Here is a 23,458-nt window from a genome sequence, read left to right as displayed (position 1 = left end):
GCGGGCGCCCCGCCGCTCTCCCGTTTCGACAGTTCAGACCCTTACAGCGCGACGCGCCGGGCGGCTTCGCGCTGCGAAGACAGTTCCTCGGCCACCAGGAAGGCCAGCTCCAGCGACTGCGAGGCGTTGAGGCGCGGGTCGCAGGCGGTGTGGTAGCGGTCGGCAAGATTTTCATCCGACACGGCGCGCAGGCCGCCGGTGCATTCGGTCACGTCCTGGCCCGTCATCTCGAAATGCACGCCGCCGGGGACGGTGCCCTCGGCCTTGTGGATCGCGAAGAATTCGCGGACTTCGCGCAGCACGGAATCGAAGGGCCGGGTCTTGTAGCCCGAGGCGGCCTTGATCGTGTTGCCGTGCATCGGGTCGCAGGACCAGACCACGTTGGCGCCCTCGGACTGCACCGTCTTGATCAGGCGCGGCAGGTGTTCACCCACCTTGCCCGCGCCAAAGCGGGCGATCAGGGTCAGGCGGCCCGGCTCGTTCTCCGGGTTCAGCTTCGCCATCAGGACCTTCAGGTCCTCCGCCGTGGTCGACGGCCCGCATTTCAGCCCGATCGGGTTCAGCACCCCGCGCGCGAATTCGACATGCGCGCCGTCGGGCTGCCGCGTGCGGTCGCCGATCCAGATCATGTGGCCGGACCCGGCAACGTTCTGGCCGGTGATCGAGTCGACCCGGCAGAGCGCCTCTTCGTATTCCAAGAGCAGCGCCTCGTGGCTGGTGTAGAAGTCCACGCGCGAAAGTTCGTTCGCGGTGTCGCTGTTCACCCCGGCGGCGTTCATGAAGTCGAGCGCGTCCGAGATGCGGTTCGCCATCTCGCGGTAGCGTTCGGCCTTGTCATGCTCGGCGAAGCCCAGCGTCCAGGAATGCACCCGGTGGATGTCGGCGAAGCCGCCGGTCGAGAAGGCGCGCAAGAGGTTCAGCGAAGCGGCCGCCTGGGTATAGGCCTGCAACATCCGGTTCGGGTCGGGCATCCGCGCCGCGGGCGTCGGGTCGAAGCCGTTGATGATGTCGCCCTTGTAGGACGGCAGTTCCACGCCCCCCACCATCTCGGTCGGGGCCGAGCGCGGCTTGGCGAACTGGCCGGCCATGCGGCCGACCTTGATCACCGGCACCTTGGCGGCATAGGTCAGCACCACCGCCATCTGCAGCATGACCCGGAAAGTGTCGCGGATGTTGTCGGCGGAGAATTCCGCGAAGCTTTCGGCGCAGTCGCCGCCTTGCAGCAGGAACGCCTTGCCTTCCGCCGCCAGCGCCAGCTGCTTCTTCAGCCGCCGCGCCTCACCGGCGAAGACCAGCGGAGGGTATTTGGAAAGCTGCGCCTCGACCCCGTTCAGCGCCGCCTGGTCGGGATAATCCGGCATCTGGATCCGCGGTTTCGCGCGCCATGCCGCCTTCGTCCATCCCTTGGTCATCATGCCTCTCCGGTCCGTCGATCAATCGGGCTGGGATATACGCCCCCGTTTCCGCCTTTGCAAAGGGCGATTGGGCGAAAACCGGCGCTTTCGGCCCTTGCGGACGGTTGGAATTTGCTTTTCTCTAGCCCGCGAACGACATCATCAGGTCGCAGACATGACTCTCGCCCCCCGCAAGGCCACCCAGACACAGAAGGCCACGGCCTCGCGGCGGTTCGTTTTCGTGCTGCTGGACAAGTTCACCATGATTTCTTTCGCCGGGGCCATCGAACCCTTGCGTATTGCCAACCGCGTCTCGGGTGAAACGCTTTACACGTGGCGTCTGTGCGGCGAGGGCACGGAAAAATCCTGTTCGAACGGTGCGACTTTCCGGCTGGACATGGGGCTTGAGGAAATGGACCGCGAGGACACGATCCTGGTCTGCGGCGGCCTCGACGTGCAGCGAACCACCACGAAGGGCGTCCTCAGTTGGCTTCGGCGCGAGGCGCGGCGCGGCGTGACCATCGCCGGCATCTGCACCGGCGGGCATGCGCTGGCCAAGGCGGGGCTGCTGGACGGCAAAAAGGCCACGATCCACTGGGAAAACCAGGACGGCTTCTCGGAGGAATTCGAGGATGTGAAGCTGACGAAATCGGTCTATGTGATGGACGGCAACCGCTGGACCACCGCCGGGGGGATCTCCTCGCTGGACCTGATGCTGAAGATCATCGCCGCCGATCATGGCGAGGATCTGGCGAACACGGTCGCCGACCAGCTGATCTATTCCACCATCCGCACCGACCAGGACACCCAGCGCCTGTCGATCCCGACGCGGATCGGCGTGCGGCACCCGAAGCTGTCCCAGGTCATCCAGATGATGGAGGGCAACATCGAGGACCCGATGTCCCCCGCCGACCTGGCCGAGGAGGTGGGCATGTCGACCCGCCAGCTGGAGCGGCTGTTCCGCCGCTACCTGAACCGCTCGCCGAAGCGGTACTACATGGAGTTGCGCTTGCAGAAGGCGCGGAACCTCTTGATGCAGACCGACATGAGCGTGATCAACGTGGCGCTGGCCTGCGGCTTTGCCTCCCCCTCGCATTTCTCGAAATGCTACCGCAGCCATTACAGCACCACGCCTTACCGCGAGCGCGGCACACAAGGGATGCCGGGCGCCGTGCCGGTGCGGCTGTCGATCTAGGTTCGCTGCCCAGGCGACGAATGTTCCGCTGATCCACTCAGAAGCCAAGGGTTTGTCGACGCGATTAGGCGGGGTCGATAAAGTGTTCCCAAATCCCCGGAACAGCGGTCAATACCAGCCCCAAGGCACCGAGAATTCCTTTTGGATGGCGCGAGAAAAACCCGAGTACATAATGGAGTAGGCGAAATAGGAGCAAGACCGCGACGAAGTAAACGGGTGCTGCGAGGACAAGCAAGACCATCAGGCGCAACGGATCTGTCGGCCCGTCGCTGCTCAGCGCGGCCTTGGCAGCAGGGTCCGAATTGAGATAGAGCCGGAAAGCTCCGCCACCAAGAAGATAAAGTCCCAGCATGCGTTTCCAAGGAAAGCGACGTGCCACACGGCCCATCCAATCCGCCGCGCGCCGAAGTCGCGCCTCGACCGCATCGGTTTTGTCGAATAGGTCGATCGACGCAAGAAGGTAGCCGAGGGCTTCCAAGAACATCACGATACCAAGAGCCAGATCAACGCTGGCAGGCTATTTACTGAAGTGTTGATGTCAACGAGTATCCCAGTGGCCTCGGTCTTCCCAGAATTTATCCTCCTGTCGGCGCCATCCGGTAGACCGCCCCCTCCGTGACCGAAAGGAACCAGATCGACCCGTCCGGCGCCTCGACGACATCCCGGACGCGGCCGGTTTCCGGCGCGGTGATCCGCTCCTCGGCGAAGCCGGTCCCTGCCGAAGTGTCCGGGTCGAGCCGCCCCAGGAAGTCGCTGTTCAGGGACCCGAAGAAGAAATCTCCTTTCCATTCCGGCACGAGCTTGCCCGAATAGACCAGCAGTCCCGACGGCGCGATCGATGGGTCCCAGTAGTGCAAGGGTTGTTCCATTCCCTCCTTCGCCTGCCCCTCGCCGATCGGGTCGCCCGAGTAGTCGATCCCGTAGGTGATGACCGGCCAGCCATAGTTCCGCCCCGCCTCGGGTGCGTTCAACTCGTCCCCGCCCTGCGCCCCGTGCTCGACGGTGAGGAGGCGGCCAGACAGATCCAGCGCCGCCCCCTGCACATTCCGATGCCCGCGCGACAGGGCACCCGGCAACCACCCCTCCTGTGCGATCGCAGGCGAGCCATCGCGATTCACGAGGACCACCTTGCCCAGCGAGGAGCCCGTGTCCTGCGCCTGCATCCCCGCCGGTCCGGTGCCCCTGTCGCCTGTCGTCAGCGCGACGGTTCCGTCCGGCATCTCGACCAGTCGTGCCCCGAAATGCCGCCCGCCGGGAGCGCTGTCGCCGGTGAAGACGGTGCGGAAGCCTTCCAGCCGTGCGCCGTCCTCCGACAACCGTCCCACTCCCGCCGCTGTAGCACCGCCCGCCCCGACCGGAGCGGCAAAGCTGAGCCAGACCTCTCGGCTGGTGGCGAAATCGGCCGGTATCATCACATCGAGCAGCCCCCCCTGCCCCTCGACGAAGACCTCCGGCACCCCTTCGACCCGGTGCAACTCCTCCCCTCGCGCCAGCCAGAGCCCTCCGGCACGTTCCGTCACGAGGTAGTCGCCATCCGGCAGGAAGGCGAGGCCCCAGGGTTCGTCGAGACCCCGGGCCACCAAAGTGATTTCCATCGGTCCGGCCCCGGTCTCGACCGTCGCCGACGAGGCCGCCATCGGCAGGGCAAGCAGAGGCACCAGAAGACAGAGCGCTGATTTCATTTCCTTCCTCCGATCATCGCAGACTGCATTGGCTTGGCTTGGGCGCACAACCTTGAAATGTAGAGCGGCGGGGCGCCATGTCGACTCCCGGCTCATTTTATCGTCGACATTATGTCGACAAAATGGGGCTTCCCTTTTTTTCTGCGCCACACTACGGTCAGCTTAGGATTTCGATCCAAACAGGGAGATACAATAAATGAAGAAACTCATGCTGGCCGCTTCGGCCTGCGCGCTGATGGCCGGTGCGGCGTCCGCCGAGGATGTGAAGATCGGCATCCTGATCGGCTTTACCGGGCCCATCGAATCGCTGACCGGACACATGGCGAACGCAGCGGAGGCCGCGATGGCCGAAGTGAACGCCTCGGGCAAGGCCAAGAACACCTACACCTCGGTGCGGGGTGACGACACCTGTACCGACGCCGCCGCCGCAACCGCGGCTGCCGAGCGGGCGATCACTGCGGAAGGCGTCAAGGGCATCATCGGCGGCGACTGCTCGGGTGTGACCCGCGCGATGCTGACCAACGTCGCCATGCCGAACGGCATCGTGATGGTCTCGCCCTCGGCCACCTCGCCCGCGCTGACCAATGACCCGGACAACGGGCTCTTCTTCCGCACCGCACCGTCGGATGCGCGCGAAGGCGAAGTGATGGGGCAGATCCTGGCCGAAAAGGGCGTGAAGTCGATCGCGCTGACCTATTCGAACTCGGACTACGGCAAGGGCCTGGCCGAAGCGATCGCGGCGGGCTTCACCGCCCAGGGCGGCACCGTGACGATCAACGCCGCGCATGACGACGGCAAGGCCGACTATTCGGCGGAAGTCGCGGCGCTGGCGGCGGCGGGCGGCGACATTCTGGTGGTGGCAGGCTACCTGGACCAGGGCGGCAAGGGCATCATCCAGGCCTCGCTCGACTCCGGCGCCTTCACCACCTTCGGTCTGCCCGGCGGCATGGTGGGCGACAGCCTGCCCGCAGCCATCGGTCCGGCACTCGATGGCTCTTACGGCCAAGTGGCCCAGTCGGACAGCCCCGGCGCGGCGGTCCTGGCGGAGATGGGCAAGGCCAACGATCCGGCCTATGACGCCACCTCGCCCTACACGATGGAAAGCTACGATGCCGCCGCGCTGATCATGCTGGCGATGGAGGCCTCGGGCTCGACCGACTCGAACGTCTACAAGGAAAAGATCATGGAGATCGCCAATGGGCCGGCCGACGGTTCGGGCGTCAAGATCCTTCCGGGCGAGCTGGGCAAGGCGCTGGAGCTGATCGCGGCAGGCACCGCTATCGACTATGACGGCGCTTCGGGCGTGACGCTGATCGGACCGGGTGAATCCGCCGGGCGTTACAAGCAGTTCGAGGTCAAGGGCGGGAAGTACGAGACCGTCCAGTTCCGTTGATCCTTCAACGGAACCGATGAAACAGCACGGCCCGGGCGATGACCCCGGGCCGTGGCACAAACAAAAGGCCCCCCGCCTTGGTGAACCGGGACAGAGGAAGGGCTGCGACAGGGGAAGACATGATCAGGGTCGAGAATCTGCACAAGCATTTCGGCGGGTTTCACGCCGTCGATGGCGCGTCGCTGGAGATCAGGACCGGCTCGATCACCGGGCTGATCGGCCCGAACGGTGCCGGAAAGACCACGCTTTTCAACGTGATCGCCGGTCGCTACGAGGCGACGAGCGGCCATGTGTTCATGGACGGCGAAGAAATCACCGGCCTGCCGCCGCACAAGCTTTTCGACAAGGGTCTCTTGCGCACCTTCCAGATCGCCCATGAGTTCGGCTCGATGACCGTGCGCGAGAACCTGATGATGGTCCCGCCACGCCAGACCGGCGAGAAGCTCTGGAACGCGCTCTTCTCGCGGGGTCAGGTGGCCGAGGAAGAGGAGCGCATCCGCCAGAAGGCCGACGAGGTGCTGGAGTTCCTGACAATCAGCCATATCGCGGACCAGAAGGCCGGGATGATCTCGGGCGGGCAGAAGAAACTGGTGGAGCTTGGCCGCACGATGATGGTCGACGCCAAGATCGTCTTCCTGGACGAGGTCGGCGCCGGGGTGAACCGGACGCTTCTCAACACCATCGGCGACGCCATCGTGCGGCTGAACAAGGAGCGCGGCTATACCTTCTGCGTCATCGAGCATGACATGGATTTCATCGGCCGCATGTGCAACCCGGTGATCTGCATGGCCGAGGGCAAGGTTCTGGCCGAGGGCACTGTGGACGAGGTCAAGAACGACGAGCGGGTGATCGAGGCCTATCTGGGCCGGGGGTTGAAGAACAAGCTGAAGGAGGGCGCGGCGTGAAACCGACCCTTCTCGTGCTGATCGTCAGTCTGGCCGTGCCGGGTTTCGCGCTGGCCCAGTCTGCCGTCGGCAAGGCAGTGGTTGGCGGCAAGACCGTCACCCTCTTCGATGATGGTACGTGGAAATACGCCGACGCCGGAACCTCGGTGCAGACGGCCTGCGGAGATGTGACGCCGACGGTGCAGTTCTGTGGCGGCTCGCTCGGCTGGAGCAAAACGGCGCCCGCCAGCGCCGAGATCAACGCCGCCTACCGGATCGACGCCCGGCACTATGCGCAGTACCTCATCGAAGATCTCGGAAGCGATGACGGATTGACGCCGGACTTCATGCGTCAGGTCGTTCTGGACAACGCACAGATGGCGACCGGCAACACGCCGGAAGTGCTGGATGTGACGCCCGTTACGCTGGGTCGGCTGGCGGGCGACACGGTCGTCTACACGGTGAAGATCAACGGCCTCGACGTTGTCTTCGCCAACTCGGTCTTTGTCGAGCCGAAACGTGTCATGCAGATCATGACCTACGCCATCGGCAAGGAATACTCCTCGCAGCATGTCGGGTATCATGCCGAGTTCCTTGCCAACACGAAGCTTGTCGAATGACCCCGGCAGACTCGCCCGACCTGCAACTGGACTTTTCCGAATGAGCGCACCCTTCCTGATTGGCGAAAACATGACCGGCGGCTACGGCGCGGTCGACATCCTGCATGACTGCACGCTCGCGGTCGAGCCCGGGGAGATCGCGGTGATCGTCGGGCCGAACGGCGCGGGCAAATCCACCGCGATGAAGGCGGTCTTCGGGATGCTGAAGCTGCGGCAGGGGTCGGTGCGGCTGAACGGCGAGGACATCACCGGCCTGACCCCGCAGGCGCGCGTGCGCAAGGGCATGGGCTTCGTGCCGCAGACGCACAACATCTTCACCGGCATGACGGTGGAGGAAAACCTGGAGATGGGCGCCTTCATCCGCGAGGATGACAAGATCCGCGACACGATGGAGCAGATCTACGGGCTGTTCCCGATCCTGCGCGAGAAGCGCTACCAGAAGGCGGGGGAGCTTTCGGGCGGCCAGCGCCAGCAGGTCGCCGTGGGGCGCGCGCTGATGACCCAGCCGAAGGTGCTGATGCTGGACGAGCCGACTGCGGGGGTCAGCCCCATCGTGATGGACGAGTTGTTCGACCGCATCATCGAGATTGCCCGCAGCGGGATTTCCATCCTGATGGTGGAACAGAACGCCCGCCAGGCGCTGGAGATCGCTGACAAGGGCTTTGTCCTGGTCCAGGGCGGCAACCGTTACACCGACACCGGTGCCGCGCTCCTGGCCGACCCGGACGTCCGCAGATCATTCCTTGGAGGCTGACGATGAAACCCGCCACTCTGGCCCTTCTGGCCCTTCTCCCTGCCCCGGCCTTCGCCGGATACGAATGCACCGCCACCCAGCAATGCGGCGGCGGCACCTGCGAGGCCTATGCCGGCGGCCCCTTCCTGATCGAGGAAGCGGGCGATGTCTGGCGGGTCAGCACCGATGGTCAGGCCTGGGAAGGCTATCTGACGACCACGATGGACGCAGGCGGCGAGGTCTCCATCGTCCTGCCGCCGCAGAACGGCATGTCAGGCCTGGTCAGCATATTCCCGTCGGGCGAGTTCCTGTTCACCGCCCACGCCTATGGCCAGGGCGCGGTGGCGATCACCGGCTCGGGCAATTGCGCTGGCGACGGCGGCTGATCCCTTCCCCTATCCTCACTGGACTTTCGTGACCCGATGGACATCCTCAACGCGCTTACTGCCTTTCTGAACTTCATCGTCGTGCCGGGTCTCGCCTATGGCAGCCAGCTGGCGCTGGGGGCGCTTGGCATCACGCTGATCTTCAGCGTCCTGCGCTTTTCCAACTTCGCGCATGGCGACACGATGGCCTTCGGGACCGCCTTCGTGATCCTCTTCACCTGGTGGTTCCAGTCGATGGGGATCACCGCAGGCCCGCTGCCCACAGCGCTTCTGGCGCTGCCGCTCGGCATCCTCGTCACCATCGCCATGGTGCTGGCGACCGACCGGGTGGTCTACCGTTTCTACCGCAGGCAAAGGGCCAAGCCGATCATCGTGGTCATCGTATCGACCGGGGTGATGTTCGTCATGAACGGCCTCGTCCGGATGATCATCGGCACCTCGGAACAGAACTTTACCGATGGCGCGCGGATGATGCTCAACCCGCAGGACTTCAAGGCCTGGACCGGGCTGGCGGAACCGCTGGCGATCAAGACCACGCAGGCGATCTCGGTCGTCGCAGCCGTGGTCTGCTGCGCGCTTCTGTTCTGGTTCCTGCAAAGGACCCGCACCGGCAAGTCGATGCGGGCCTATGCCGACAACGAGGATCTGGCGCTGCTGTCCGGCATCAACCCGGAACGCGTGGTGACGATCACCTGGATCATCGCCGGCGCGCTGGCCTGCATCGCCGGATCGCTTTACGGGCTCGACAAGTCCTATCGCGGGATCGTCTATTTCAGCCTGCTCATGCCGATGTTCGCCGCAGCCGTCGTGGGCGGGCTCGGCTCACCCCTGGGTGCGGTGATCGGCAGCTTCATCGTGGCCTTCTCGGAGCTGATCATCACCAGCGCCTGGAAGAAGATACTGGGCTATCTGGTCCCGGCGGACTGGCTGGGCGACGGGCTCTACCAGGCGCTGTCGACCGACTACAAGGTCGCTGTAAGCTTCACCATCCTGATCATGGTCCTGTTGTTCCGCCCGCAGGGCATCTTTGGAGGCAAGTGACATGGCTCCCTATCGCAACGTGCTTCTCTTCGCGGGCGTGGCCCTCTTGTTCATCCTGACCGGGGTGCTGCAAAGCTGGAACCTGTCGCTGAACATCCTGAACCTGGCGCTCTTGTCCTGCATCATGGCGATCGGGGTGAACATCCAGTGGGGCTATGCGGGTCTCTTCTCCACCGGCATCGTCGGCTCGGTGGCGCTTGGCGGGCTGGCGGTGGTGCTGGTCTCGGCCAAGCCCGTGCCCGAGGGCTGGGCGGCGGGTGGACCGCGCATCCTGGGCGCGCTGCTCTTTGCCGCCGTCGGGATTGCCCTGGCGGTCTGGCTTTACCGCCGTCTCAAACCGGGCGCGAGCCGGGCGCTGGCCCTGGCGCTGTATCTGATCGTGCTCTTCTTCATCTACCGCGCCATCCTCGACCCCGGTGTCGTCGCGGTCGAGGCGAACAACCCCGCCCAGGCCGGGAACATCGGCGGTCTGGGTCTGAATTCGCTGATCGCCTGGCCGGTGGGCGCACTGATGGCCGCCGCCGCCGCCTGGGTGATCGGCAAGATCGCCCTGGGCCTGCGCGAGGATTACCTCGCGATCGCCACGCTTGGCATCGCCGAGATCATCATCACCGTGATGCGCAACGAGGACTGGCTGGCGCGCGGGGTGAAGAACCTGATTGACCTGCCGCGGCCCTGGCCTGTTCCGAAGGAAGTGGACCTGCAATTCAATCCGGCCTTCCTGGAGCCGGTCCGGGCCATGGGCCTCGACCCCGTCACCGCTTCGACGATCTTCGTCAAGCTCCTCTACGCGACGATGTTCGGCCTGGTCCTGGTGCTTCTGGTCTGGGGGTGCGAACGCGCGCTGAACAGCCCCTGGGGCCGCATGGTCCGCGCCATCCGCGACAACGAGATTTCTTCGGCGGCGATGGGCAAGGATGTGAAATTCCGCCATCTGCAGATCTTCATCATCGGCTCGGCGGTCGTGGGCCTGGCGGGCGCGATGATGACCTCGATGGAGGGGCAGCTGACACCCCCGTCCTACCTGCCGCTGCGTTTCACCTTCCTGATCTGGGTGATGGTGATCGTCGGCGGCTCGGGCAACAACTGGGGCTCGATCCTCGGCGGGCTGCTGATCGGCTGGCTCTATCTGGCGGTAGAGTTCCTGGGGCCGCAGATGATGCAGCATATCACCAGTGTCCTGCCTGCGGGCGACCTGAAGGACCACCTTCAGGACACCGCAGCGCATATGCGCCTGCTGACGCTGGGCGTCGTGCTGCTTCTGGTCATGCGCTTCGCCCCGCGCGGGTTGATCCCGGAGAAGTAGACCCGTCGCAGCCAGCGGTCGCTGTCTGGCTGCGACATTCTTTGTCGCAAATCCTCATGCCTTCCCGGCACTGCCCCGCCATGGTGCGTCAAAACCGGACAAGACGGGGAGACTGGCAATGAAGACCCATGCGCGCGTGGTTGTGATCGGCGGCGGCGTCGTCGGCTGCTCGGTGCTTTACCACCTGACGAAGCTCGGCTGGTCCGATGTCATGCTGATCGAACGGTCGGAGCTGACAAGCGGATCGACCTGGCACGCGGCAGGCGGGTTCCACACCATCAACGGCGACACCAACATGGCCGCCCTGCAGGGCTATACGATCCGGCTTTACAAGGAACTGGAAGCGATCACCGGCATGTCCTGCGGGCTGCACCATGTCGGCGGGGTGACGCTGGCCGACAACGAGGCGCGCTTCGAGATGCTGAAGGCCGAACGCGCCAAGCATCGCTACATGGGGCTGGATACTGAAATCCTTTCACCGACCGAGATCAGCAAGCTGACCGACGGCCTCGTCAACGTCGACGGCATCCTCGGCGGACTATATGATCCGCTCGACGGCCACCTCGACCCTTCGGGCACCACCCATGCCTATGCCAAGGCCGCGCGGATGGGGGGCGCGGAGATCGTGCTCCACAACCGCGTGCTGGAGACGAACCCGACGAAGGACGGCTGGGAAGTCGTCACCGAAAAGGGCACCGTCTATTGCGAGCATCTGGTCAACGCGGGCGGCCTTTGGGCGCGGGAAATCGGCGCGATGGCGGGGGTCTACCTGCCGCTTCTGCCGATGGCGCACCAGTATCTGGTGACCGACGACATCCCCGAAATCATGGACATCCTGAAATCAGGCCGCGAGTTCCCGCATGTGATGGACCCCGGCGGCGAAAGCTATCTGCGGCAGGAGGGCCGGGGCCTTTGCATCGGGTTCTATGAGAAACCCTGCGAGCCCTGGTCGGTCGACGGCACGCCCTGGGATTTCGGCCATGAGCTGCTGAACGAACAGTTCGACAAGATCGAGGACTCGGTCAACTTCGCCTACCGCCGCTTCCCGGTGCTGGAACGCTCGGGCGTCAAGCGGGTGATCCACGGCCCCTTCACCTTCGCGCCGGATGGCAATCCGCTGATCGGGCCGGTGCCGGGCTTGAAGAACTACTGGTCGGCCTGCGCGGTCATGGCGGGCTTCTCTCAGGGCGGCGGCATGGGGCTGAGCCTTGCGCAATGGATGATCCATGGCGAGGTCGAACGCGACCCGCGCGGCTTCGACGTGGCACGCTTCGGCACCTGGACCTCGCCCGGTTATACCGTGCCGAAGGTGATCGAGAACTACCAGATGCGCTTCTCGGTCAGCTATCCGAACGAGGAGCGCCCCGCCGCCCGCCCCTTCCGCACCACGCCGATGTATGAGGTCTTCGACGGCATGAACGCGGTCTGGGGCCAGCAATACGGGCTGGAAGTGGTGAACTACCACGCGCTTCCGGGCGAGCCGCGCTATGAAACGCCCACTTTCAAACGCTCGAACGCCTGGGAGGCGACGCGCCAGGAAGTCATGGCGGTGCGCGAGGGCGTCGGCATCAACGAGGTGCAGAATTTCGGCAAGTACCTGGTGAAGGGTGCAGGCGCGCGGACCTGGCTGGACCGGATCATGGCCGGCCGCATCCCGCAACCGGGACGGCTGTCGCTGACGCCGATGCTGGCAGAGTCCGGCAAAATCATCGGCGATTTCACGGTCTCCTGCCTGAGCGAGACCGAATTCCAGCTGACCGCCAGCTACGGCGCCCAAGGCTGGCATCAGCGCTGGTTCGAGCAACATGCAGAACCGGGCGTAACTATCGAGAATGTCTCGGACTCCCGCTCCGGCTTCCAGATCGCCGGACCCAAGGCGCGCGAGCTTCTGGCCCGCGTCACCCGGTCGGATGTCAGCGCCGCCGCGTTCAAGTTCATGGACGTGAAGCGGATGACCGTGGGCATGGCGAACTGCATCGTCCAGCGCGTGAGCTATACCGCCGACCTCGGCTACGAGATCTACACCGATCACATGTCGGTGCGGCATCTGTGGGACGTGCTGTCGGCCGCGGGCAAGGACCTTGGACTTCGCCCCTTCGGGATGCGGGCAATGATGTCGCTTCGGCTCGACAAGTGGTTCGGCTCCTGGGGCCGCGAGTTCTCGCCCGACTACACGCCGGCCGAAACCGGCCTCGACCGCTTCATCGCCTGGAACAAGCCTGCGGACTGGATCGGCAAACCCGCTGCGCTGAAGGAAAAGGCCGAGGGGCCGAAGCGCAGGCTGGTGTCGATTATCGTGGATGCCACAGACGCCGACGTGGTGGCCTGGGAGCCGATCTGGCTGGACGGCGCGGTGGTCGGCTGGTGCACCTCGGGCGGCTACAGCCACTGGACCGGCAAGTCGGTGGCGCAGGGGTTCATCCCCGCCGACCGGGTGCAGGACGGGCTGGTGCTGGAGGTGGAAATCCTTGGCGAACGCCGCCCGGCGCGGGTGCATCTGGCCCCCTTGTGGGACGACGGTGGGCGGATGCGGGCCTGACGGGCCGCTTGACAGGCGGCTCCGGTCAGGCGGACCATAACGTCATGCCTCCGGTCGTGCATATCCTGGTCCTGGCCGCTGGAGCCTCCTCGCGGATGCGGGGGCGCGACAAGCTGGTGCAGCAGGTCCTGGGCCAGCCGATCCTGCGCCGGGTGACGGAGACTGCGCTCGCGACCGGCGCGCCGGTTGTCGTCACCCTGCCCCCGGCGTCCGAAGCACGACGCGCGGCGTTGGAGGGATGCCCGGCGACCCTTGTCGAGGTGCCGGATGCCGCGGTGGGCATGTCGCGCTCGATCGTCCGGGGTCTGGCGGCGGTTTCGGCATGCGATGCCGGACCGCAGGACGGCCTGATGATCCTGCCTGCCGACATGCCGGGATTTACTCCTGCGGCGCTCGCCGACCTGATTTCGCGCTTCCGCGCCGAACCGGAGCTGGTCTGGCGCGGCGCGAGCGCCGACGGCACGCCGGGCCATCCCGCGATCATCCCGCGCGATCTCTGGCCCGATCTGGCGAGGATCGCCGGCGATGAAGGCGGTCGTTCGGTTCTTAAGCGACATGCGGATCGCGTCCGGCTGGTTCCCCTGCCCGATCGGATGGCCGTCCTGGACCTCGACACGCCGGAGGATTGGGCTGCCTTTCTGGACCACCCTGCCCCGTCAGCCTGAGACCAGCACCTTCGCTTCATGCGCCTTGAGCGAGAGGCGCGCAGCCGGGAAGCCGGTGGCATCGGCCGCAAGCTCGGGGAACAGTTCCAGCACCTCGGCCCGCGCGGCTTCGTCCAGCGCGTTCAGCGTGCGTTCGGCCGGCTGGAAGCTTTCGGTCCAGATCCCGTCCGACTGCACGATCTCGTGCCGGTCGAAGAGGATGTGGACATAGGTCACCCCCTCGACCGGCAGAGCCCGGGTGATTTCTGCCAGCCCGGTCAGGTGCTTGGCCGGAACCAGAACCTCGCTTTCGCCGAAATACATCTCGGCCCGCGCCCCCTCGACCAGCACACGGTGCTGCGGCGAGACCAGCATGCTGCGCTCGGGCCCGGCGCCTGCCAGTGCACCCGCGCCGATCCGCACCGGCTGCAACTCGGGCCGCGCCAACAGTTCGTCGTAGGAGAGCTTGCGTGTGCCGACCCAGCGCAGCGGCTGCAACCCGTTGTCGCGCGTCACCACCAGATCGCCCGGCGCCAGCGCCTCGACCGCGATGGCGCCACTGCCGGTCAGGATCTGCGTGCCCGGCGTAAAGCAGACGATGACCAGATTCTCGATGTCGGTGAAGGTCAGCGTGCCGACCTGGACACCGGCCCCGTTGAAGAAGGTGATGGTTCCGTTTTCGCTGTTCAGCGGGTCGTAGACCAGGTCGATCCGGGCCCAGCCCATGCCGGTGATGTCGACCGTCAGCGTGTCGTTGTCCGAACTTGTTCCGGCGCCGCTGCCCCCGTCGACCGACTCGCTCCCCAGGACATCGTTCTGGGTGGAATCGCCCGCGATGGTTTCATTGGTCGGCTTGGTATAGTTGACGAAGATATGGTCGCGATCATCGCCGCCGAAGACGGAGTCCTGGCCCGCCCCGCCGTAAAGCAGGTCGTTGCCGGTCCCGCCGTTCAGGACATCGTTCTCGGTCCCGCCGTAGAGCAGGTCATTCCCGTCCTCGCCGTTCAGGACATCGTTGCCCGCGTCGCCGTAAAGCGTATCGGCATCGCCTCCCGCCCAGATGGTGTCGTGCCCGGCGCCGCCATAGAGCAGGTTCGCCCCGGGCAGGGTGGTCCCGAACACGTCGTCGATGTGGTCGTTGCCGGCCCCGCCATAGACGGTATCATTGCCCGTGCCGAAGCGGATCGTGTCGTCGCCATCGTCGCCGTAAGAGACGTCGTTCCCGTCGCCGGCATCAAGTGTGTCGTTGCCCGCGCCGCCGTAGAGCGTGTCGTTGTCGATGCCGCCGTAAAGCGTGTCGGACCCGTCCTCGCCGTAAAGGACATCCCGGCCCTCGTCGCCGTAGAGCAGGTCCGCGCCCAACCCGGCCTCGATCACGTCATCGCCCAGCCCGCCGGATACGGTATCGGCATCGCTGGTGTCCGGCGTCGCCGGGATCGTGGTGAAATGGACGTCCGAAACGACGATGACCTGGTCGGCGTTGCCGAGATCGGTATACTGGATGACGATCTGCGACACCGGACCCGTGATGCTGATCAGGATCGACCCGTCCGCCTGGCTCTGTGTCGTGCCATTGCCGGTCGCGGTCGCGGTATTGCCGGTGATGGATATCTCGGTCGAGGTCGTGGTGATCGACACCGGCACAAGATTGCCCAACTCGTCATACGCAAGGATCGTGACCGAATCGATGAAACCGCCGGTGTCGATGTCCGAGATGCGGAACAGGACGTTCGACACCTCGTTTGTCATGCCGGAGCCGGACTCGGCTGCGAAGTTCATCGACAGCTCTGTCAGTTCGCCGGCCCCGGGACGCCCAAGTGTCGCCCCGGAGTTGTCGCCGATCACCGTTTCCGGCGAATAGATCGCGCCGGTTTCCACCGAGAATTCGTTTCCGACACCCGGCACATAGTTGACCGTGACGTTCATCGTCCCGGTGTCTTGCGTGAAGTTGCTGTTCAGGGACTGGCCATCGAAATAGAATCCGGTCGTCCAGTCCAGGAACTCGTTCGTCGCAGACGGTGTCACGCCGCTGACCGTATCGGGTCCTGCGTTGATCGTGTCGTTCCCCGCCCCGCCGGAAATCGAATCGCTTCCAAGCAGGCCGGTGATCGAGTCGGCGCCATCGCCGCCATAGATCGCGTTGGCGGCATTGTCGCCGGTCAAGGTGTCGTTGCCCGACGAACCGACGAGGTTTTCGATCCCCGACAGCGAATCCCCTTGGGCATCCCCGCCGCTTTCGGTGAGGCCGTCGTTGATATTGACGTTCACCGCGGCGCCGGAGGCGCTGTAATCCGCCGTATCGATGCCGACGCCACCGATCAGCACGTCCGCCCCGGCACCGCCCACCAGCGTGTCGGCCCCGGACCCGCCATCCAGGCGATCGGCGCCGTTACCACCGAACAGGATGTCGTTGTCGACACCGCCGTTCAGCGTATCGGCGCCTTCGCCACCGATCAAGGTGTCGTTGCCGACCCCGCCATTGATCGTGTCGGCGCCATCCGCACCTTCAAGCCAGTTGGCGACACTGTTACCCGTGATGCTGTCGGCGCCCGAGCCGCCGATGACGCCCTCGATCTCGTAGAGGTCCTGGTTGCCGTCGCCGCCGCTGGCAATGCCGGTGGCAAGGTTAACGGTAACGCCCCCGGTCACACCGGAATAGCTCACATAGTCGAAATCGGCGCCGCCATAGAGGATGTCATCGCCCGGTCCGCCGTCGCCGCCGCCGAACAGGGTGTCCGAGCCGTCATTCCCATAGAGGGCGTCGGCGTTTGCTCCGCCATAGATCTGGTCGTTCCCGGTGCCGCCGTAGAGCGTGTCCCGCCCCGAACCGCCGTAGATTGTGTCGTCACCAGAATCGCCGTAGAGCGTGTCGACCTCGTCGCCACCATCGATGACGTCGTTGCCGGTGCCGCCATAGATCCGGTCGTTTCCCGCGTCGCCGAAGAGCCGGTCTTCCTCCGAGCCGCCATCGATGAGGTCGTTGCCGGTGCCGCCGTAGACGGTGTCGTTGTCCGCCCCGGAATAGATGGTGTCGTTTCCACCGTTGCCGAGGATGGAATCCGCTCCATCGACGTAGCCCGGCGTGCCCGCGATGAACGAGTTGTTGCCGCCGCTGCCCGAAAGTGTCGCCATCGTGTCCTGCCCCTGTTCGCCGCTTCCGGATAGTCAGCCTTCATGTCCGATCCATGACCGAATGCAGAAAGCTTTGCGCCATTATGTTGACGTCACGCCCGGTTACGTCTTTCAGATTATCCTGCGAATTGTCGTCAGGATAACGCTATCGCACAATGCGCAAATAAAGTCGCCCTGAAAATTGGGCTCAGGCAACAGCTTCAGCGGGTTGCATCCCTTCTGCAATCCGCCGGCTTTGCCCATAGGCTGCGCGCCCTGCCTCGGTTTTAAGCTCGGGGAAAATCTCGAATATCTCCAGCCGCTGCGCGTTGCCGATGCCCTTCAGCGAAGTGTCCTCGGGGTGGAAGGTCTCGGTCCAGATGCCGTTCGACAGCACCACCTCGTGTCGGTCGCACATGAAATGCACATAGGTCGTGCCGCTGGACTGGACGGTATGCACCCCCTGCGCCGCCAGATGCTTGGCCGCGACCAGGACCTCGCGATCGGTGTAGCGCACGGTCGCTCGGGTATTGGCGACCAGCACGCGGTGGTTCGGCGAGACCATCATGTCGCGCTCGGGCAGGCCCTTGCCCAGCGAGCCCTGCTGGATGAACACCGGCAGCAGGTGCGGCTCCGACTGGAAATCGTGCAGGAACATCTGGGTCTTGCCCACCCAGCGCACGGTCTGGATGCCGTTGTCGCGGGTGACGACGCGGTCTCCTGCCGAAATCAGCTCGACCGGCAGTTCGCCGCGCTGGGTGGTGATCAGGGTGCCGGGTGTGAAGCAGGGCGTGCAGCGTGGCACGCGGGCGGCGTCGGTCTCGAAGGTTCCGGAAGCAGGATCAAACGGCATCTCTCTATCACTTTCAGTCGTGCCGGTCGGGTCGGCACTTTCGCTATTCCCCATGAATATCCGGGCCGGATATGGGGAGAAAAGTAAAAAAGATGCTTTCAAACAACAACTCACCGGCAGATTTCAGCCCATGCGTGTATGCCCGGGCCGTCAGTTGGCGGCGGATTCCTGCCACATCCGCCTGGCCAATCGGGAACATTGAAAGTTATCCCGCTCCAACAGGCCGTCGTATCAGGCGTTTCAATCTCTGCGTGTAGTGGAACTCATCCCTCGCCCCGACGGGAAACCGGCTTGATGCAACCGGATGGAGAAAGGCGCAGCGCCTGGAATTGCGCAGTCGGCATTGGCGGACAGGGCCCAGTTGTTTCCCGCCCCTAGTCCAATCGGTGGCACGCACTGCAACTGATCCGAAAAACTCCTGTCGCCCGGCGAATCAGGCCGGTCTGGAAAGGCTGCAATCGTCGGAGGTGGTGCCCGAGGCGAGACTCGAACTCGCAAGCCTTGCGGCGGAGGATTTTGAATCCCCTGCGTCTACCATTCCACCACTCGGGCCACCGGAGCCCCGTTTAGAACCTGTCGCGGGCCACGTCAATGCAGGGTGGAAAGGCTCAGAGGTTGTCGGTGTCGAAGGTGTTGCAGTCGGCAATCTGGCCGGATTGCAGCCCGATCATGAACCAACGCGAGCGCTGCTCGGACGTGCCGTGGGTGAAGGTGTGCGGCATCGGGCGCTGGCCCGCGTTCCGTTGCAGGGTGTCGTCGCCGATCTGCTTCGCGGCGTTCACCGCCTCTTCCAGATCGCCGCGCTCGATGGTGCCCAGGGTCTGCGCCGCTTCGCGCGCCCAGATGCCGGAGAGACAGTCGGCCTGCAACTCGATCCTGACCGAGATCGCGTTCGATTCCTCCTGGCTGACCTGCTGGCGGACCTCGTTGGCCTTCGACAGGATGCCGAGCTCGTCCTGCACATGATGGCCGATCTCGTGGGCCACCACATAGGCCGCCGCGAAATCGCCGCTGGCGCCCAGCCGCTGGTGCAACGTCGTGAAGAAGCCGGTGTCGAGATAGACCTTCTTGTCCATCGGGCAGTAGAAGGGGCCGGTCGCCTCGGATGCGCCGCCGCAGGCGGAGCGGGTGGCGTCCTTGAACAGGACCAGCGTCGCGGGGGTGTAGGTCGCGTTCAGCTGTTCCTTGAAGACGCGGGTCCAGATTTCCTCGGTATCGGCGAGGACAACCGAAACGAACTGGCCCTCGGCCTTGTCCTGCTCGGTCAGCTCGACCGGGCTGCCTGTCGAACCGCTGTCGATGCCGCCCGGGCCAAGGAGCTGGCTTGGATCGACGCCGAGGAAAATGGCCAGCAGGAAGACCACGACGGCGCCCGCCCCGCCGATGCCGCCCATGCGGACGCCCCCGCCACCGCCCGTGCGGCGGCGGTCTTCGATGTTTGAACTTTCCCTGCGGCCGCGCCACTGCATGACTTCACCTCTTCCCGGCTGACCGCGTGTCCACAGTGGACAGAACGGCAGAACCTTTCCACATCAACACCTTGTCCGACGGCATTCACGAATCCTTAACCCGCGCGCGCCGGTTTCGAACGAAATCCTATCTGCTGCCTGCCCACATCGGAAGCGTGAAAGCACAACTGCGGGAGCGGACCATCCGTTCCCCTTCCCCTTCCCCGTCGCACGGCCTATGGTCGCGGCGCATTTGCCCAGGACGAGACCATCATGACCCTGCCCCGCCGCACCCTGATCCTTCTGGCCACGCTGGGCTCGGCCGCCCTTCTCGGCGGGGCCTTTGCCTTCCAGTACATCGGCGGGCTCGCGCCCTGCCAGCTCTGCCTCTGGCAGCGCTGGCCGCATGCGGCGGCGATCCTGATCGGGGTGGTGGCGCTGACAACGGGCTGGCGCGGCTTGGCCTGGCTGGGCGTTATCGCGGCGCTGGCGACGGCGGCGATCGGAATCTTCCATGTCGGGGTCGAGCAGAAATGGTGGGAAGGGCTCGCGTCCTGCACGGCGGGCTCGATCGAGGGCATCTCGACCGCCGACCTGCTGGACCCGACGAAAGACGTGGCGGCGGTGGTGCGCTGCGACGCCATCGCCTGGCAAATGCTGGGGATTTCGATGGCCGGGTGGAACGCGATCATCTCGCTGGTCCTGGCCGGGATCTGGGTCAAGGCCGCACGGACGGCTTAGGATCGAGCTTCGTTCAAATGAAGCAAGTCTAAAGATTTTCTGGAAAATTTTTAGACTTACGCGCGACAGGCGCCTTCTGCGCTAAGGGGTTGCCTGAACAGTTTGTCCGAAAAGGCGCTGGTGCTCCTGGATCGCGAAGCGGTCGGTCATCCCTGCGACATAATCGGCGACAACCCGGGCAAGAAGTGTTTCATCCGTCGCGGCAGCCACATCGGCCTGCCATTCTGGGGGCAGAAGATCGGGCTGGCGCAGGAACAGCGGAAAGAGATCGTCGATCATCCGCGTCACCTCGGCCCGGACCGCCATCACGCTGGGTGCACGATACATGCGGTGGAAGAGGAAGCTGCGCACCGCCTTCAGGTCCTGATAGAGCGGCTTGGAGAAGCGGATGATCGTGGTGCCCATGTGGCGGATGTCGTCCACCGACTTCGGCTGCGCACTGGCCAGCCGGTTCTGGGCGACGGCGATCACGTCCTCGACCATGCGGCCGAAGACCCGGCGCAGCGCCTCATGGCGGCGGCGCATCCTGTCGAGGCCCGGGTAAGTGCGGTCCACCTCCTCGAAGGCGGGACCGGTGACGGGCAACTCCATCAGGTCGTCTTCGGTGAAGAGGCCCGAACGCAAACCGTCGTGCAGGTCGTGGTGCGAATAGGCCACGTCATCGGCGATGGCGGCCACCTGCGCCTCGGCGCTGGCATGGGTGTCAAGCTCCAGGTCCCATTGGGCGTTGACCTCGGCCAGGGCATAGGGAAGCGGGCCGTCATGCTTCCTGTCGGCGTTGGGGCCGGTGACGGGTCCGTTGTGTTTCGCAATGCCTTCAAGGGTTTCCCAGGACAGGTTCAACCCGTCGAAATCGGCGTAATGCCGTTCCAGCTTCGTCACGATCCGCAGCGCCTGGGCATTGTGGTCGAAGCCGCCATAGGGCGCCATCAGCCGCTCCATCGCATCCTCGCCGGTATGGCCGAAGGGGGTGTGGCCAAGATCGTGCGCCAGTGCCACCGCCTCGGCGAGGTCGGTGTTGAGGCCGAGCACTCCGGCGATGGTGCGGGCGACCTGCGCGACCTCGATCGTATGGGTCAGGCGGGTGCGGTAATAGTCGCCCTCGTGTTCCACGAAGACCTGCGTCTTGTGTTTCAGCCGGCGGAAGGCCGAGGAATGGATGATCCGGTCGCGGTCGCGCTGGTAGGGTGAGCGGAAGGAGGACAGCCGCTCGGGCCAGAGCCTGCCGCGGCTGGCGTCTGGTTGGCAGGCGAAGGGCGCAAGCATCGGGCTGTCCTTGTCCGGAAGGGTCGGGTCCCATATATTTGCCGGGGACGCCGAAGGATACGGGAACAGTCATGGAACTGACGCTGCCGCCGAAAGTCACCGACCGGGCCTTCGCCCGGCTGGCCGAGATCGCCGAAGCGACCGGCGAGGTGAAACCGCTGCGCGTGGCGGTGGATGGCGGTGGCTGTTCCGGCTTCCAGTATTCGATCACGCTGGACGATCCGGCGGTGGACGACCTGGTGCTGGAAAAGGACGGCCAGCGGGTGCTGGTCGACCAGGTCAGCCTGCCCTTCCTGTCGAATGCGGTGATCGACTTCACCGACGAGCTGATCGGCGCGCGCTTCGTGGTGGAAAATCCGAACGCCAAGACCAGTTGCGGCTGCGGAACGAGTTTCTCGCTCTGATCCCTCTGGCCGTGCTACCGTAGCGCGCTAGCTTTGCGTGCAACGGACGATGAGGGCAATCATGCGCGTGTTGATGCTGGGCTCGGCGCCGATGGCGGCGGAGGCCGCGACATGGCGGAGGGAGCCGTTCGATCTGGTGCTGGCAATCAACAACGCCTGGCGGATAAGGTCCGACTGGGACATCGCGATCCACCCCCATGATTTCCCGGTTGAGCGGCAGGCGAGGCCGGGTCCGGGCCAGCGGATCGTGACTGAGGCCGAGTTCGTGCCGGCGCAGAATTCCTATGGCGGTTTCGTCTATGCCGGGGCGACGATGGCTTTCACCGCCGCCTACTGGGCGCTCTATGCACTGCGACCGAGCGTCCTCGCGGTCTATGGCTGCGACATGCAGTATCCGTCGCAGGGGCCGACGCATTTCTATGGCACCGGGACGCCCGACCCCTTGCGGGCGGACATCACCCTGCGCAGCCTTGAGGCGAAGTCGGCGCGGCTCATGGTGCTGGCGGCGATGCAGGGTTGCGCGGTGGCGAACCTCTCTAGCGGACCGTCGCGGCTGATCTTCCCCCGGACGACGCGGCCCTCGCTCGCCCATGCCGCGCCGGGGGTCTGGTGCCCGGACCTGGCGGCCGAGGCGCAGGCGCTGGAGGCGGAGCTTGGCTATTTCGTGCCTTCGGGTCGCTACTGGGAGGAGGCCGCGCGGTTCGATCCGGCGGCGCTGGACCGGCTGGACGCGCTCTGGCTACAGGCGGCGACGCTGCCCCTGCGGCAGACGGCTTGAGACGGGGAGCGTCGCAGCCTAAGGTGCAGGGCTGGAGGGCCGGATCATGAAGCTTGCGACGTTCAACATCAACGGGATCAAGGCGCGGATCGAGGCCTTGAAAGGCTGGCTGGAGCAAGCCGCGCCGGATGTGGTCTGCCTTCAGGAGATCAAGTCGGTGGACGAGGGCTTCCCGCGGGGGGAGTTCGAGGCGATGGGCTACCGGGTGGAGACCCACGGGCAGAAGGGGTTCAACGGGGTGGCGATCCTGTCGAAGCTGCCGTTGTCGGACGTGCGACGGGGATTGCCGGGGGACGCGGGCGACGAGCAGGCGCGCTGGATCGAGGCGCTGGTGGATGCGGGGCGGCCGGTCCGGGTCTGCGACCTCTATCTGCCGAACGGCAACCCGGCGCCGGGGCCGAAGTATGATTACAAGCTTGCGTGGATGGCGCGGATGGAAGTGCGGGTGCGGGAGTTGCTGGCCGGGGAGGAGCATTTCATCTGCCTGGGGGATTACAACGTGATCCCGCAGGCGCTGGATGCGGCGAAGCCGGAGGCCTGGGTCGGCGATGCCCTCTTCCTGCCGGAGAGCCGGGGGGCGTTCCGGCGGCTGGCGAACCTGGGGCTGACCGACGCGGTCCGGGTGCGGGACCCGGCGCCGGGGGTCTACACCTTCTGGGACTATCAGGCGGGGGCCTGGCAGCGGAACAACGGCATCCGGATCGACCATGTGATGCTGTCACCGCAGGCAGCGGACCGGCTGGAGGAAGCGGGGATCGACAAGGCGGTCCGCGGCGGGGAGAAGGCGAGCGACCACGTGCCGGTCTGGGTCGAGATCGCGGCGTGAGCATGGGGTGCCACGCGTGGCGGGCGCCCAGACCTGTACAAAATCAATGGTTTGCCTGCGGTCGTTTACCGCGGGTTAACTCAAGTTCCAACTGCAACACTTGCGGTCGCCTTTTTGATTTCTTCGGCGAGGGCCTGGGCGGGTGTTTTCCAGCCCAGGGTCTTGCGGGGCCGGTTGTTCATGAGCCTGGCGATGTGGTCCAAGTCGCGTTGGC

The 23,458-nt window shown here is 65.0% G+C and carries 21 protein-coding genes and 1 tRNA gene; 14 read left to right on the top strand and 8 right to left on the bottom strand.

What is annotated here, in order from left to right; genetic code table 11:
* Window positions 1–41: 41 nt before the first annotated feature.
* Entirely contained in the window at window positions 42–1,412 is a 1,371-nt protein-coding gene (locus JNJ68_RS12705) for a class II 3-deoxy-7-phosphoheptulonate synthase (RefSeq protein WP_294982747.1), read from the bottom strand.
* A gap of 157 nt (window positions 1,413–1,569) precedes the next feature.
* Here JNJ68_RS12705 and JNJ68_RS12700 point away from each other — a divergent pair, with 157 nt between their 5' ends.
* On the top strand, window positions 1,570–2,589 hold the full coding sequence (locus JNJ68_RS12700) for a GlxA family transcriptional regulator (protein WP_294982746.1): 1,020 nt from the start codon (window positions 1,570–1,572) through the stop codon (window positions 2,587–2,589).
* 64 nt (window positions 2,590–2,653) lie between these two features.
* Here JNJ68_RS12700 and JNJ68_RS12695 read toward each other — a convergent pair whose 3' ends face one another.
* Entirely contained in the window at window positions 2,654–3,073 is a 420-nt protein-coding gene (locus tag JNJ68_RS12695) for a hypothetical protein (RefSeq protein WP_294982745.1), read from the bottom strand.
* A gap of 91 nt (window positions 3,074–3,164) precedes the next feature.
* A complete protein-coding gene (locus tag JNJ68_RS12690) occupies window positions 3,165–4,271 on the bottom strand; it encodes a PQQ-dependent sugar dehydrogenase (protein WP_294982744.1) in 1,107 nt (368 codons plus the stop codon).
* A 196-nt stretch (window positions 4,272–4,467) separates the two neighbouring features.
* Here JNJ68_RS12690 and JNJ68_RS12685 point away from each other — a divergent pair, with 196 nt between their 5' ends.
* The 9 genes from JNJ68_RS12685 (at window position 4,468) to JNJ68_RS12645 (ending at window position 13,838) form a co-directional block, all read left to right on the top strand.
* Window positions 4,468–5,664, top strand: a complete 1,197-nt coding sequence (locus JNJ68_RS12685) for an ABC transporter substrate-binding protein (protein WP_294982743.1) — start codon at window positions 4,468–4,470, stop codon at window positions 5,662–5,664.
* A 119-nt stretch (window positions 5,665–5,783) separates the two neighbouring features.
* Complete coding sequence (locus JNJ68_RS12680; protein ID WP_294982742.1) at window positions 5,784–6,569, top strand: ABC transporter ATP-binding protein; 786 nt, start codon at window positions 5,784–5,786, stop codon at window positions 6,567–6,569.
* The gene (locus JNJ68_RS12675) at window positions 6,566–7,168 is read left to right on the top strand and encodes a hypothetical protein (protein WP_294982741.1); all 603 of its coding nucleotides are present in this window, start codon (window positions 6,566–6,568) and stop codon (window positions 7,166–7,168) included. The genes JNJ68_RS12680 and JNJ68_RS12675 overlap by 4 nt, the downstream gene beginning before the upstream one ends.
* Before the next feature lie 40 nt (window positions 7,169–7,208).
* Window positions 7,209–7,922 carry an ABC transporter ATP-binding protein gene (locus tag JNJ68_RS12670; RefSeq protein ID WP_294982740.1) on the top strand — a complete coding sequence of 238 codons (714 nt, stop codon included), beginning with the start codon at window positions 7,209–7,211 and terminating at the stop codon, window positions 7,920–7,922.
* Between the two features lie 2 nt (window positions 7,923–7,924).
* The gene (locus tag JNJ68_RS12665; protein ID WP_294982739.1) at window positions 7,925–8,287 is read left to right on the top strand and encodes a hypothetical protein; all 363 of its coding nucleotides are present in this window, start codon (window positions 7,925–7,927) and stop codon (window positions 8,285–8,287) included.
* Window positions 8,288–8,323: 36 nt separating this feature from the next.
* Entirely contained in the window at window positions 8,324–9,328 is a 1,005-nt protein-coding gene (locus JNJ68_RS12660) for a branched-chain amino acid ABC transporter permease (protein ID WP_294982738.1), read from the top strand.
* 1 nt (window position 9,329) lies between these two features.
* On the top strand, window positions 9,330–10,634 hold the full coding sequence (locus tag JNJ68_RS12655; protein ID WP_294982737.1) for a branched-chain amino acid ABC transporter permease: 1,305 nt from the start codon (window positions 9,330–9,332) through the stop codon (window positions 10,632–10,634).
* A gap of 118 nt (window positions 10,635–10,752) precedes the next feature.
* Window positions 10,753–13,173, top strand: a complete 2,421-nt coding sequence (locus tag JNJ68_RS12650; RefSeq protein WP_294982736.1) for an FAD-dependent oxidoreductase — start codon at window positions 10,753–10,755, stop codon at window positions 13,171–13,173.
* A 44-nt stretch (window positions 13,174–13,217) separates the two neighbouring features.
* A complete protein-coding gene (locus JNJ68_RS12645) occupies window positions 13,218–13,838 on the top strand; it encodes a nucleotidyltransferase family protein (protein WP_294982735.1) in 621 nt (206 codons plus the stop codon).
* On the opposite strand, the gene JNJ68_RS12640 is transcribed toward JNJ68_RS12645, so the two are convergent.
* The 4 genes from JNJ68_RS12640 to JNJ68_RS12625 form a co-directional block, all read right to left on the bottom strand.
* Window positions 13,830–16,949: a Hint domain-containing protein gene (locus JNJ68_RS12640; protein WP_294982734.1), complete on the bottom strand. Its 3,120-nt coding sequence runs from the start codon at window positions 16,947–16,949 to the stop codon at window positions 13,830–13,832. The genes JNJ68_RS12645 and JNJ68_RS12640 overlap by 9 nt on opposite strands.
* Window positions 16,950–17,136: 187 nt before the next feature.
* Complete coding sequence (locus JNJ68_RS12635; protein ID WP_363165894.1) at window positions 17,137–17,781, bottom strand: Hint domain-containing protein; 645 nt, start codon at window positions 17,779–17,781, stop codon at window positions 17,137–17,139.
* 468 nt (window positions 17,782–18,249) lie between these two features.
* Window positions 18,250–18,333, bottom strand: a tRNA-Leu gene (locus JNJ68_RS12630).
* Between the two features lie 56 nt (window positions 18,334–18,389).
* Window positions 18,390–19,250: a neutral zinc metallopeptidase gene (locus tag JNJ68_RS12625; protein ID WP_294982733.1), complete on the bottom strand. Its 861-nt coding sequence runs from the start codon at window positions 19,248–19,250 to the stop codon at window positions 18,390–18,392.
* 258 nt (window positions 19,251–19,508) lie between these two features.
* Here JNJ68_RS12625 and JNJ68_RS12620 point away from each other — a divergent pair, with 258 nt between their 5' ends.
* Window positions 19,509–19,970 (top strand): disulfide bond formation protein B, encoded by a 462-nt coding sequence (locus tag JNJ68_RS12620; protein WP_294982814.1) that lies wholly within the window; start codon window positions 19,509–19,511, stop codon window positions 19,968–19,970.
* An 81-nt stretch (window positions 19,971–20,051) separates the two neighbouring features.
* Here the strand turns inward: JNJ68_RS12620 and JNJ68_RS12615 are convergent, their stop codons facing one another.
* Complete coding sequence (locus JNJ68_RS12615; protein ID WP_294982732.1) at window positions 20,052–21,236, bottom strand: deoxyguanosinetriphosphate triphosphohydrolase; 1,185 nt, start codon at window positions 21,234–21,236, stop codon at window positions 20,052–20,054.
* A gap of 77 nt (window positions 21,237–21,313) precedes the next feature.
* On the opposite strand from JNJ68_RS12615, the gene JNJ68_RS12610 reads away from it, so the two are divergent.
* From JNJ68_RS12610 to xth, 3 genes are all read left to right on the top strand, one after another.
* Window positions 21,314–21,640, top strand: coding sequence for an iron-sulfur cluster assembly accessory protein (locus tag JNJ68_RS12610; RefSeq protein WP_294982813.1), 327 nt, complete (start codon window positions 21,314–21,316; stop codon window positions 21,638–21,640).
* Window positions 21,641–21,701: 61 nt separating this feature from the next.
* Complete coding sequence (locus JNJ68_RS12605) at window positions 21,702–22,418, top strand: hypothetical protein (RefSeq protein WP_294982731.1); 717 nt, start codon at window positions 21,702–21,704, stop codon at window positions 22,416–22,418.
* Window positions 22,419–22,464: 46 nt separating this feature from the next.
* Window positions 22,465–23,244, top strand: a complete 780-nt coding sequence (gene xth / locus JNJ68_RS12600; RefSeq protein ID WP_294982730.1) for an exodeoxyribonuclease III — start codon at window positions 22,465–22,467, stop codon at window positions 23,242–23,244.
* The last annotated feature ends 214 nt before the right edge of the window (window positions 23,245–23,458 follow it).

This window comes from Tabrizicola sp., from assembly GCF_016793705.1.
GTDB lineage: Bacteria > Pseudomonadota > Alphaproteobacteria > Rhodobacterales > Rhodobacteraceae > Tabrizicola.
Note: the sequence above shows the minus strand (reverse complement) of the source record. Positions and strands in the feature narration are given on the sequence as shown.